Raw genomic sequence first — 11,587 nt, forward strand, 5'->3', positions numbered from 1 at the left:
CGACTGCTGCGCAGCCGAACGCAGCCTCGCAAGCTCGACAGCTGCTACAAGGTCTGCGTTGAACTGACTGGCGTTAAGCGCAAGCCGGTTTTTTTCAGGATGCGGCTGCTCACCAGCATCTCGTCGGCCCCACAGGCGTCGCCCAGCAAGTAGCGCAGGTGCTCGCGGTAGTTGTTGATTTCATCGCTGCTGCGGCCATGCACCATGGCGAACAGGTTGTAACGCCAGTCGGGTCGGCGCGGACGGCGATAGCAGTGGCTGACGAAGGGTTGCGCGCCGATCAGCGCGCCGAGGCGCGGCATGTCGGTGTCGCGCACATCCCAGACCGTCATGCCGTTGTGGCGATAGCCCAGTCGGTAGTGATTGGGCACGGCGGCGATCCGCCGAATCGCGCCCTCGGCCTGCAAGCGCTTGAGCAGATCCAGGGTGGCTTCGATGTTCAGCCCCAGCTGTTCGGCGAGCCATGCCCACGGGTCGTCCAGCAGCGGCAGACCGGCCTGGGTCAACACGATCAGGCGCTGGACGAGGGTGTCTTCAGGCCGGGAAATACAGACCGACATGGTAGGTCTCCTCTTTGGGCAGGTTGAGCGGCGGCAGGCCGGTCAGGGTTTCGATGCGCTGCAGCGTCTCGGTGATGGCGTGTTCGGTCGCGCAGCCGAGCACGAACCACATGTTCCAGGCGTGCTCGCGTCGATAGTTGTGCGCCACTTCAGGCAGGCCCTGCAGTTGCTCGGCGACGTCTTCAAAACGTTCTTCCGGGACCGCCAGCGCGGCGAGGGTGAAGGCGCCGCCCAGCCGTTCAATGTCGAACATCGGGCCGAAGCGGGTGAGCACGCCGTCATTGAGCAGGGCATGCAGTCGGTCGAGCAGTTCAGTGCTGCTGCTCTCCAGTTCGGCCGCCAATACCCGCCAAGGGTGGCGCACCAGAGGCAAGCCCAGTTGCAAGCGGTTGATCAGGCGACGGTCGAGGTCATCCATGGGTCGTTGCTCCTGTTCGCGAGGGCGCAAAGCGTCCGCCGCACTGCTTGAAGACCTGGGTGCTGAACAGCAATTGATGGGGCAGGTCGCTCAGCAGATGCTCCTCCAGCAACGCCTGGATCTGCGCCTCGACCTGGTCACGTTGACGCCCGTGCACCATGCAAAACAGGTTGTACCGCCACTGCGGCAAGCGCCGGGGCCGCTGATAGCAGAGGTTAATGCCGGGCGCTCGCCCCAGGCGCTGGCCGACTTCGTCGATCAGCGCATCGGGAATATCCAGCACCAGCATGGCGTTGGCGGTAAAGCCCAGCGTGCGATGGTGCAGCACCAGGCCGATACGGCGAAACAGCCCTTGCTCGCTCCACTGGCGCATTTGCTCGAGCACCTGGTTTTCGTCGGTGTTTATCCGTTCGGCGAGTTCCTGATAGGGGCGCGCTACCAGCGGCAATCCGCCTTCGAGGTGCCGACGCAGCGCCAGCGCTTGTTGGGGGCTCAATCCGGGCTTCATGATTTTTCTCCCAGGGCAAAGCCGAGGTCGATGCGGTAGGCGGTCAACATCGGCAGGTCCAGCGGCATGAGGCCGGTGTCGTTCTCCAGTTCCTTGAGCACGCGGTCGATGTGTTGGCGATCAGGGGCGGTCAGCACAAACCACAGGTTGTAGAAATGCTCCCGTGCGTAGTTGTGATTGACCTCCGGGTACTGACTGACGCGATCGGCCACCTGTTGCAGGCGTTCGGCGGGCACGGCGAGGGCGGCGAGGGTGCTGGCCCCGGCGCGGCTGTGTTCGAACACCGGGCCGATGCGTGAGAGGGTGCCGGCCTGATCCATTTCTTCCAGGCAGGCCATCACTTGCGATTCGCGGCAACCGAGAATCCGCGCCATCTCCTTGTACGGTGACGGGCACAGCGGCATGCCGTGCTGGAAGCGGTCGATGAGTTGGCGACTGAGCAGCTCAAGGTTCATTTCAATACCCCATTTTCTGCGCGCGACTGCTGAAGAAGATGCCGCTCGGCGCACTGGCGGGCAGGGTGCTCAGCAGCTTCAGGCGGTACGGATCCCAGACTTGCACCTGATTGCCGTCGCGTAACGACAGCCACAGCTGGTCGCCGCGTGCGGTGAATTCCATGTGCAGCACTCCCGGTCCCGGGTGCAGATCGGCGACCACGGCGTGGGATTCGGTGTCGATGACCTGAACCCGATCGTTGTCCGGGTAGGCGAAATTGACCCACAGCTGCCGACCGTCCGGGCGCGACGTGACGAACACCGGTTGGCCAGCGACCGGGATCACAGCGGTCTGCTGCCAGGTGCGCGAATCCATCACCAACACCTGATGACGGCCAACGGCGGGCACGAAGGCCTGGTTATCGGCGACGGCCCAGCCTTCCAGGTGCGGCATCTTGTAGACCGGGAGTTTCGCCTGGCCGCGTCCGTAATCGCCGAGTACCCGCTGCACCCCGCGCTCTGGATGCCAGAGGTCGAGTTGGGCCATGCCGTCTTCACCGAACAGGCCGGCCATGTAATAGCGCCCATCGGGAGTAATCAGGGCGTCGTAGGGTTGCTGGCCGATGCCGGTGAAACGGCTGATCTGCGGTGTGTTGCCCTGACTGAAATCGGCGGTCCAGATCTCGCCGGTATCGAACAGGCTGAAGACAAAACGTTGCCCCGGCGCGTCGACCAGGCCGACCACCCGGGAGCGCTTGGTGCCATCGGCCAAGGGCGTGGCCGGAATATCGGCCACCTGCTGCAGGGTGTCGGCATCGAACACCTTGACCCCACCGGGCACGTAGTTCGATACCGCGATCAACTTGCCGTCCTGACTGATGGCGCCGCCAATGCTGTTGCCGCCCTGGATGACGCGATGATCGATACGCCGGGCCAGCAAATCGATTTTGCTCAACCCGCCGTCGCGCCCGAATACATAGGCGAAACGCTGGTCACGCGAGAACACCACCGAGGCATGGGACAGGTCGCCGAAACCCTCGAGTCGGGCCAGCGCGGTGTGGGTGTCGCTTTCGATGATTTGTACGCTACCGGTGGCGCGCTCCACGACCACGCCCAAGTCGCCAGTGCCGCGCAACGGTGGTTGAACGCAAGCGGACAACAACAGCCCGGTCGCCGCTGACAGCAGGATTGAACGGATCATGGTGCGGGATTTCCCTGGAGAAGAAGATCGACCAGCCAACGGATGTCGTCAGGGCTGAGCAACGGGGCCCAACCGGGCATCGCGGTGCCGGGCCGGCCTTGGGTAACGGTGGCAATCAGGCTGTCCCTGGACTTGCCGGCCAGCGCTGCGCGCGTCAGTTCCGGGCCCAGCCCGCCAGTCAGGTGCAGCCCATGGCAGGCGCCGCAGTCCTGGGTCAGCAGGTGTTCGAGTTGCGCCTGACGCTGGGCGTCCGGCGCTGCAACCGCGGTTGCGCAAATGAGGAGGAGGGCCGCCAGAATCACAGCGTGTCGATAAACCATCATGACGCCCTCCAGGCGGTTATTTGAGTGTCAGTACCCAGGTCGCGAGCACTTTTGCTTCTTCATCCGTTACCGGGTTGGCCGGCATTGGCATCGGCCCCCAGTTGCCTTGTGTGCCGTTCTTGATGTGCCCCGCCAGGGTGTCCACGGCCCCGGGTACGCCAGCGTTCTTGGCAGCCACTTCCTTGAGCGAAGGGCCGACAATCTTGGTGTCGATGGAGTGGCAGGCTGCGCAGGGTTTGCTCTTGAACAGCTCCAGCGCGTCTTGGGCCATGGCCGGCTGCACACTCAGCGCAGCGGTCAGGGCGAACAGTGAGAACAGAGTATTTTTCATGGTGTTTCCTTGCATTGATGGAGCTCAATAGATGTCGTGTTGGGTGTTGTAGACGTTGAACTTCCCGGTGGGTGTGATCAGTCGTTTGTCCTTGATGACTGACTTGAGCTTCAGGGTTTTGTCGTCGATCACCACCAGCGCCGACTCGTCTGCCTGGCCGCTCCACACGGAGAACCAGACTTCATCGCCGGCCTTGTTGTATTCCGGTTGCACGACGCGCATGGCGCCTTGCTTGATGCCCGCGTATTCAGCGATGGGCAGCACGGTGTAGCCGGCGTCGAGCTTGTCGAGGTTGAACACCGCCACCGATTGGCTGAGCTTGGCGTCCGGGTTGAGGGTGGTGTCGACGTACAGGTGGCGAGACTTGGGATGGGTTTTGATAAACAGCGAACCGCCGCCCTGGCCCTTGAGTGAGCCGACTTGCTTCCAGGCGTATTGCGGGTGTTTGGTCGGGTCGGTGCCGATCAGCGAGATGCCGTCATCACCGAGGTGGCTGGTGGCCCAGACCGGGCCGTAGGTCGGGTGATTGAAGTTGGCGCCGCGACCCGGGTGAGGGGTTTTGCCGACGTCCACCAGCGCAGTCAACTTGCGCTCCTTGGAGTCTATTACGGCGACCTTGTTGGAGTTGTTGGCGGCGGTCATGAAGTAGCGGTGCGTGCTGTCCCAACCGCCGTCATGCAGGAAAGGCGCGGCGTCGATGTAGGTGACGGTGAGGTTTTTGATGTCCTGGTAGTTGACCAGCATCACCTTGCCGGTTTCCTTGACGTTGACGATGAACTCCGGCCATTCGTGGGAGGCGATGATCGCCGCGACCCGGGGTTCCGGGTGATATTCCTGTTTGTCGACGGTCATGCCGCGGGTCGAAACGATCTGTTTCGGCTCCAGGGTTTCGCCATCCATGATGGTGAATTGCGGTGGCCAGTAAGAACCGGCGATGGTGTATTTGTCTTCGTAGCCCTTGAACTTGGAGGTCTCGACCGAGCGGGCCTCGATGCCCACTTTGACTTCGGCGACCTTGGTCGGCTCGACCGGCCACAGGTCGATCATGTCGATCCGCGCGTCTCGACCAATCACCAACAGATAGCGACCCGAGGCAGAGATCCGCGAGATGTGCACCGCGTAACCGGTCTCGATGAGTTTGACGATTTTCTTGCTGTCACCGTCGATCAGGGCGATCTTGCCGTCATCGCGCAACGTCACCGAAAACAGGTTCGGCAGGTTGAGTTTGCTCAGCTGCTTCTTCGGACGGTCCTCGGGTTTGACCAGCACTTTCCAGGTTTTCAGCGTCTCGGCCATGCCCCATTCCGGTGGCGTCGGCGGCGTGTGCTGAATGAACTTGGCCATGACCGTGATCTGATCCTTGGTCAGCGCATTGGACGTCCCCCAGTTCGGCATGCCCGCCGGTGAACCGTAGGTAATCAAGGCTTCCAGAAACGGTTGCCCGCGGTTCTGGGTAATGTCCGGTGTCAGTGGTTTGCCCGTCGCCCCTTTGCGCAGAACACCGTGGCAGCCTGCGCAGCGCTGGAAGTAGATTTCCTTGGATGAGTCGAACTCGGCCTGGCTCATGTCGGGAGCACCAGCGGTTTTGACCATGGGCGGATTGGCCGCAGCGGCGGCGGGCTCTTCAGCGCTGGCGGCATGGCTCACCGCCAGGGCCAGTGCCGAACACAGCGTGGTCAGGGTCAGGGCAAACGTTTTTCTATTGCTGATCAGCATTCCATTTCTCCTCAGGCAAGACCTTTGCGATGTGCTGAAACGGCAGCACAGAACGCAGGTTCTTAGTGCCGTGCAAGGCTATGCCCGAGCAGGCCAATGTTCGCTTGACGACGATCAAGTTTGCCGGCCATCTCACTTGCCAGGTTGTCGCAGGGGCCCGTAGCGTGTTCCTTGAATCCGCTTTTGGAACAGGCAGCCCATGGACCGTACCCAGTCTTGCGAACACCCGATCGAACCCTTCTACCAACCGCTGAATAATGAGGAGGCGCTGTTCGAACAAGCCTGGCGACACGGCATGCCGGTGCTGATCAAAGGCCCGACGGGCTGCGGCAAAACCCGTTTCGTCCAGCACATGGCCCATCGGCTGAAACTGCCGCTGTACACCGTGGCTTGCCATGACGATCTGAGCGCGGCCGACCTGATCGGCCGCCATCTAATCGGTGCCCAGGGCACCTGGTGGCAGGACGGGCCGCTGACCCGGGCGGTGCGTGAAGGCGGCATCTGTTACCTCGACGAAGTGGTCGAGGCGCGTCAGGACACAGTGGTCGTACTGCACCCGCTGGCCGATGATCGTCGTGAGTTGTTCCTGGAGCGCACTGGCGAAGTGCTGAAGGCACCGCCGTCCTTCATGCTCGTGGTGTCTTACAACCCCGGTTACCAGAACCTGCTCAAAGGCATGAAACCCAGCACCCGCCAACGCTTTGTGGCGATGCGCTTCGGCTATCCGCCGGTGGCCGATGAGGAACGCATCGTTGCCCGGGAAGCGCAGGTGGACAGCGCGCTGGCGGCACAAGTGGTGCGGCTGGGCCAGGCGCTGCGCCGGCTCGATCAACATGATCTGGAGGAGGTCGCCTCGACGCGACTGCTGATTTTCACGGCGCGGATGATCCGCTCCGGCATGAGCCCGCGTGAGGCCTGCATGGCCTGCCTGGCCGAACCGCTGAGCGATGATCCACTGACCGTAGCCGCGCTGATGGACGTGGTTGATGTCCACTTCGGCTGAGTCCACGGGCGTTACGCGCCGTCACTTGCCGGGCGATCTGGCAATGTGGTTTTTCATTCTGGCCGAGCTGTCGGTGTTCGCCATCCTGATCCTGGCGTTCGCCGTGACCCAGGCGCTCAAGCCGCAGATGTTCAGTGAAAGCCGTCTATTGCTGAACACATCAACCGGCTTGGCGATGACCCTGAGCCTGCTCACCGCGGGGCTGTTCGCCGCGCTGGCGCAGGAGCAAGTCAGGCGCTCACGGTCCCGCCACGGCGCGGTCTTTCTGCTGATGGCGTTGCTCGCCGCCAGTGTCTACGTAGTGCTGAAATTCACGGAATACCGGCACTTGCTGGCCTCGGGGCTGGGCATGGAGCACAACACGTTTTTCACGTTGTACTGGATTCTCACCGGGTTTCATTTTCTCCACGTAGTGCTCGGCATGGTCATTCTCGGGTGGCTGGCCGAGCGCTGTCGCCGTGGCCTGTACGACGCCAACACGCGTAGCGGGTTTGAATCCGGCGTGTTGTATTGGCACATGGTCGATCTGATCTGGGTCGTGCTGTTTCCGCTGGTCTACGTGCTGAGTTGACGAGGTTCTCATGTCTGTTTCCAGGGTTTTGCTCGTCTGTTGGGCCGCGCTCGCGACGTTAAGCGTCTGCACCGTGGTGCTGGCCCAGGCCGGTGCAACGTGGTTGCTGTCGATTGCCATCTTGCTGGTGGCGGTCGGCAAGGCGTGGCTGATCACCGATGGCTTCATGGAGATGCGCCATGCGCCGCGACTGTGGCGCCGGTTGATGTTGAGCTGGGCGCTGGTGTTGGCGGCGGTGGTAGGCCTGACATTGGTGTTGTTCCGCTGAAGGAATACAGCCCGTAAAACAGCGCAACTCCAATGTGGGATCGCCGCACCGCCGCTCCCACATTGGATCTTCGTCAGTCATACGATCTATACCCGACCCAAACCATCTGACTTTCTTGATCGCCATCAAGCAGGTTTCGACCCTTCGCTTCCTATGATGGACGGGCCTAGCAAAGAGGAAGCGACCATGTCAGACACCTTCACCAAAGGCATGGCCAGGAATATCTACTTCGGGGGAAGCATCTTCTTCTTCCTGATATTCCTGGCTTTGACCTATCACACGGAACAGACCTTTCCAGAGCGCAGCAATGAAGCGCAGTTAACCGAATCAGTGATTCGCGGCAAGACGGTCTGGGAGCAAAACAACTGCATCGGCTGCCACACGCTGTTGGGCGAGGGCGCCTACTTCGCGCCTGAGCTGGGCAACGTGTTCCAGCGGCGCGGCGGAGAGGCGGGTTTCAAACCCTTCCTGCACGCCTGGATGAAGATGCAGCCACTGGGCGTACCGGGCCGTCGCGCGATGCCTCAGTTCAAGTTGAGTGACCAGGAGGTGGATGACATCGCCGAGTTCCTCAAATGGAGCTCGAAAATCAACACCAATGGCTGGCCGCCAAACAAGGAGGGCTAAGCGATGAGCATTGCTAATCCGCATCTGAAATTCGCCTCGCAATCCGTGGCCAAACCGTACTTCGTGTTTGCACTGATCCTGTTTCTCGGTCAGATACTGTTCGGTTTGATCATGGGCCTGCAATACGTGATCGGAGACTTTCTCTTTCCGATCATCCCCTTCAACGTGGCGCGGATGGTGCACACCAACCTGCTGATCGTCTGGATATTGTTCGGCTTCATGGGGGCTGCCTACTACCTGATTCCAGAAGAGGCTGACCGCGAACTGCACAGTCCGAAGTTGGCGATCATCCTGTTCTGGGTATTCGCCGCCGCTGGTGTGCTGACGATCCTCGGTTACCTGCTGGTGCCTTATGCCGGCCTGGCCAAGCTGACCCACAACGAGTTGTTGCCGACCATGGGCCGGGAGTTCCTGGAGCAGCCGACCATCTCCAAGATGGGCATTGTGGTGGTCTGCCTGGGCTTTCTCTACAACATCGGCATGACCTTGCTCAAAGGGCGCAAGACCACCGTCAGCATGGTCATGATGACCGGGCTGATCGGGCTCGCGGTGTTCTTCCTGTTCTCCTTCTATAACCCCGGCAACCTGGCCCGCGACAAGTTCTACTGGTGGTGGGTGGTGCATCTTTGGGTGGAAGGCGTGTGGGAACTGATCATGGGCTCGATGCTGGCCTTCGTCCTGATCAAGATCACCGGTGTGGACCGGGAGGTCGTGGAGAAATGGCTCTACGTGATCATCGCCATGGCGCTGATAACGGGGATCATCGGTACCGGTCACCACTTCTTCTGGATCGGTGCACCTGAGGTCTGGTTGTGGGTCGGTTCAATCTTCTCGGCACTCGAGCCGCTACCCTTCCTGGCGATGGTGATATTCGCCTTCAGCATGGTCAAGAACCGTCGGCGGGACCACCCGAACCGCGCCGCCACGCTGTGGGCCAAGGGCACCACGGTAACCGCTTTCTTCGGCGCTGGCGTCTGGGGTTTCCTGCACACCCTGGCACCGGTCAACTACTACACCCACGGTTCGCAGTTAACGGCGGCTCACGGTCACCTGGCCTTCTACGGTGCTTACGCGATGATCGTGATGACCTTGATCAGCTATGCCATGCCGAAACTGCGAGGGCTCGGCGAAGCAGCGGACGAGCGTTCGCAGCAACTGGAGATCTGGGGCTTCTGGTTGATGACCCTGTCGATGGTCATGATCACGCTGCTGCTCACCGCTGCCGGTGTCGTGCAGATCTACCTGCAACGCTGGCCGGTGGATGGCGTCGCGTTACCGTTCATGGCCACTGTCGATCATCTGCAAGTGCTGTTCTGGGCCCGTCTGGGCGCCGGTCTCGGTTTCTTCGCAGGGCTGCTTTGCTACCTGTCCAGCTTCAAGCGGCGGGTGCCAGTGGGGATCACAGCGACTGCCGCATCCGCTGTTCGTTCGTGAGTCAATAACAACCTGAAGGAGGACGGCCCGGCTGGTACAGCGGGCCGTTTCACATTGGTTTTCAGAGGAAAAAAACCATGGCCTTTACCGTCGAACTGGAAGAGTGGGTCGGCAGCGTCTGGCATCGCTTCATCACCCGCCGTGCCAGCCCGGACTTTCCCGAGGCCCGGGTCGAACTGATCCACCAGCAGCGACCGCTGGCGTTGTTGTTTCGCGCCATGGGTGGCGCCAATGGCGTCGGCGTGGAAGCCGCCAGCGACCGCGATCTGCTGTTGCGGCGCAACGTGTTGCAGCAGATCGCCGGCACCTGCAAGCAAGTGCCCTTGGCGTGGTGCGACGAGACCAATCTTCGTCTGCCGTCGAGCCTCGCGGTGTTTCCTGAAGTCGCGCTGAACGAGGAACTCTATCGTTGGCTCGCGTTACTGGCGGCCCAGGCCGGTCAGATGCGGCACTGGGGTCGGGACAATCAACGCTGGACGCAACAGTTGTTGCGGCGCTATCCCGCATTGCGTGCCCGGTACAAACGTTTGGTCGATGCCCATCTGCAACTACGCCCGGATCCGGCAACATTGAATCCCGGTGAAGCGGCCTTGGAACGAGCGTTATGCCAGGCGCTACGCGAGCCCGGCAGTGTCGAACATTTTCCCCGCAGCGAACGGGCCGCCTGGCCGTTGCCGCTGTGGTTGTACCCGCCGCAAAACCTCGCCAGCCCGCAGGCTGCCGACCTCGGTGACGAGTCGGAAGAATCGCTGACGACTCCGCCCGGTGAGCAGAAAGGCGGAAGCAAACGCGCCAAGCGGATCGATGAAGGCAGCCGCGATGGCGGGTTGTTGATCGTGCGCTTGGAGAACCTGTTCAGCTGGACCGAACACGTCGACCTCGATCGCTGGTCAGACGACAGCGAAAACCCTGACGCGGCCAGAGTCGCCGAGGACCTCGATGAGTTGAGCCTGTCGCGCACCCGTCTGCGCAAGGGCGGCGGCCTCAAGCTGCACCTGGATTTGCCACCGGCCGATGTTGACGATATCCCGTTGGGCGAGGGCATCAAGTTGCCGGAATGGGACTATCGCAAACAGCAGATGCAGGACAGCTTCGTTAATCTGCAAATGATGGTGCCCCGCGACTGTGAGGCGCAGCCATTGCCGCCACGGCTGAAGGCCTCGGCGCACCGACTGCGCCGCCAGTTCGAGCACCTGCGCAATGATCGCCAATGGTTACGCCAGCAACCCCAAGGGGCTGAACTGGACATGCAGGCCTGGCTGGATTTTCACGTTGAACGCGAGCATGGCCAATGTGCGGAACGCGGTCTGTTCATGGAACAACGGCAGACGCGCCGCGACCTCGCGTGCCTGTTGCTGGCCGACGTGTCGATGTCCACCGACGCGCACTTGAACGATGAGCATCGGGTGATTGATGTGATCCGCGACAGCTTGCTGCTGTTCGGCGAAACCCTGTCGGTGCTCGGTGATGATTTCGCCCTGTACGGGTTTTCCTCGCTGCGTCGTCATCAAGTGCGCATGCAGGAACTCAAGTCCTTCACCCAGCGTTATGACGACAACACCCGCGGTCGCATTCAAGGGCTCAAACCGGGTTATTACACCCGCATGGGTGCCGCCATCCGCCACGCCACCCAACTGCTGGGCAAGAGCAAACGCCGCAGCAAGCTGTTGCTGCTGCTGACGGATGGCAAACCGAATGATCTGGATTTGTATGAGGGGCGCTACGGTGTTGAAGACACCCGCGAAGCGGTGCTGGAGGCGCGGCGTCAGGGGTTGACGCCGTTCTGTATCACGATTGATCGCGAGGCAGGGGATTACCTGCCTTACATGTTCGGCGCCAATGGCTACACCCTGATCCGCCAGCCCGAGCAATTACCCCTGCGCTTGCCGCAGTTGTATCGCCAGCTGACCCAGCCGTGATGAACACGGTCTGTAGCAGCTGCCGAGCCTGCGAGGCTGCGTTCGGCTGCGAAGCAGTCGTAAAACCATTCACCGCGGTGTATCAGTTAAACCGCGGGTTCAGGGTTTACGACTGCTGCGCAGCCGGACGCAGCCTCGCAGGCTCGGCAGCTGCTATGTATGGACTCGCCCCCACTGTCTACCCGCTTTTAAAAAAACTGCCGCCCCGTTGCATCTATGTATCAGGCCTACTCGAGGAAGCCGTCGTCGGCTTCTGGCCAAAATTGGAAGAGCT

General features: G+C 61.4%; 14 protein-coding genes. 6 read left to right on the forward strand and 8 right to left on the reverse strand.

Annotated elements, in window-relative coordinates; genetic code table 11:
• Positions 1 to 44: 44 nt before the first annotated feature.
• The 8 genes from CKW16_RS31100 to CKW16_RS31135 are packed head-to-tail and all read right to left on the reverse strand — an operon-like array spanning position 45 to position 5,491.
• A complete protein-coding gene (locus tag CKW16_RS31100) occupies positions 45 to 560 on the reverse strand; it encodes an Lrp/AsnC family transcriptional regulator (RefSeq protein WP_095133484.1) in 516 nt (171 codons plus the stop codon).
• Positions 535 to 978, reverse strand: a complete 444-nt coding sequence (locus CKW16_RS31105; protein ID WP_095133486.1) for an Lrp/AsnC family transcriptional regulator — start codon at positions 976 to 978, stop codon at positions 535 to 537. Before CKW16_RS31105 ends, CKW16_RS31100 begins: the two co-directional genes overlap by 26 nt.
• Positions 971 to 1,486: an Lrp/AsnC family transcriptional regulator gene (locus tag CKW16_RS31110; protein WP_095133488.1), complete on the reverse strand. Its 516-nt coding sequence runs from the start codon at positions 1,484 to 1,486 to the stop codon at positions 971 to 973. The genes CKW16_RS31105 and CKW16_RS31110 overlap by 8 nt, the downstream gene beginning before the upstream one ends.
• Positions 1,483 to 1,941 (reverse strand): Lrp/AsnC family transcriptional regulator, encoded by a 459-nt coding sequence (locus tag CKW16_RS31115; protein ID WP_095133490.1) that lies wholly within the window; start codon positions 1,939 to 1,941, stop codon positions 1,483 to 1,485. The genes CKW16_RS31110 and CKW16_RS31115 overlap by 4 nt, the downstream gene beginning before the upstream one ends.
• A gap of 1 nt (position 1,942) precedes the next feature.
• Positions 1,943 to 3,121 (reverse strand): cytochrome D1 domain-containing protein, encoded by a 1,179-nt coding sequence (locus CKW16_RS31120; protein WP_095133492.1) that lies wholly within the window; start codon positions 3,119 to 3,121, stop codon positions 1,943 to 1,945.
• Positions 3,118 to 3,444 carry a cytochrome c gene (locus CKW16_RS31125; protein ID WP_095133494.1) on the reverse strand — a complete coding sequence of 109 codons (327 nt, stop codon included), beginning with the start codon at positions 3,442 to 3,444 and terminating at the stop codon, positions 3,118 to 3,120. The genes CKW16_RS31120 and CKW16_RS31125 overlap by 4 nt, the downstream gene beginning before the upstream one ends.
• Positions 3,445 to 3,460: 16 nt before the next feature.
• Positions 3,461 to 3,775: a c-type cytochrome gene (locus tag CKW16_RS31130; RefSeq protein WP_095133496.1), complete on the reverse strand. Its 315-nt coding sequence runs from the start codon at positions 3,773 to 3,775 to the stop codon at positions 3,461 to 3,463.
• 24 nt (positions 3,776 to 3,799) lie between these two features.
• The gene (locus CKW16_RS31135) at positions 3,800 to 5,491 is read right to left on the reverse strand and encodes a nitrite reductase (protein WP_095133498.1); all 1,692 of its coding nucleotides are present in this window, start codon (positions 5,489 to 5,491) and stop codon (positions 3,800 to 3,802) included.
• Between the two features lie 199 nt (positions 5,492 to 5,690).
• On the opposite strand from CKW16_RS31135, the gene CKW16_RS31140 reads away from it, so the two are divergent.
• The 6 genes from CKW16_RS31140 to CKW16_RS31165 all read left to right on the forward strand — a co-directional run bounded on the left by CKW16_RS31140 (position 5,691) and on the right by CKW16_RS31165 (position 11,313).
• The gene (locus tag CKW16_RS31140) at positions 5,691 to 6,494 is read left to right on the forward strand and encodes a CbbQ/NirQ/NorQ/GpvN family protein (protein ID WP_046046542.1); all 804 of its coding nucleotides are present in this window, start codon (positions 5,691 to 5,693) and stop codon (positions 6,492 to 6,494) included.
• Positions 6,478 to 7,065, forward strand: a complete 588-nt coding sequence (locus tag CKW16_RS31145) for a cytochrome c oxidase subunit 3 family protein (protein WP_095133500.1) — start codon at positions 6,478 to 6,480, stop codon at positions 7,063 to 7,065. The genes CKW16_RS31140 and CKW16_RS31145 overlap by 17 nt, the downstream gene beginning before the upstream one ends.
• Positions 7,066 to 7,075: 10 nt before the next feature.
• Positions 7,076 to 7,333, forward strand: a complete 258-nt coding sequence (locus CKW16_RS31150) for a cytochrome C oxidase subunit IV family protein (protein ID WP_095133502.1) — start codon at positions 7,076 to 7,078, stop codon at positions 7,331 to 7,333.
• A gap of 186 nt (positions 7,334 to 7,519) precedes the next feature.
• A complete protein-coding gene (locus CKW16_RS31155) occupies positions 7,520 to 7,960 on the forward strand; it encodes a cytochrome c (RefSeq protein WP_095133504.1) in 441 nt (146 codons plus the stop codon).
• Positions 7,961 to 7,963: 3 nt separating this feature from the next.
• Positions 7,964 to 9,394, forward strand: a complete 1,431-nt coding sequence (locus CKW16_RS31160; RefSeq protein WP_095133506.1) for a cbb3-type cytochrome c oxidase subunit I — start codon at positions 7,964 to 7,966, stop codon at positions 9,392 to 9,394.
• A 77-nt stretch (positions 9,395 to 9,471) separates the two neighbouring features.
• Positions 9,472 to 11,313, forward strand: a complete 1,842-nt coding sequence (locus tag CKW16_RS31165; protein WP_095133508.1) for a nitric oxide reductase activation protein NorD — start codon at positions 9,472 to 9,474, stop codon at positions 11,311 to 11,313.
• Positions 11,314 to 11,587: the final 274 nt, after the last annotated feature.

The organism is Pseudomonas sp. Irchel s3h14, assembly GCF_900187425.1.
In the GTDB taxonomy this organism is placed as follows: domain Bacteria; phylum Pseudomonadota; class Gammaproteobacteria; order Pseudomonadales; family Pseudomonadaceae; genus Aquipseudomonas.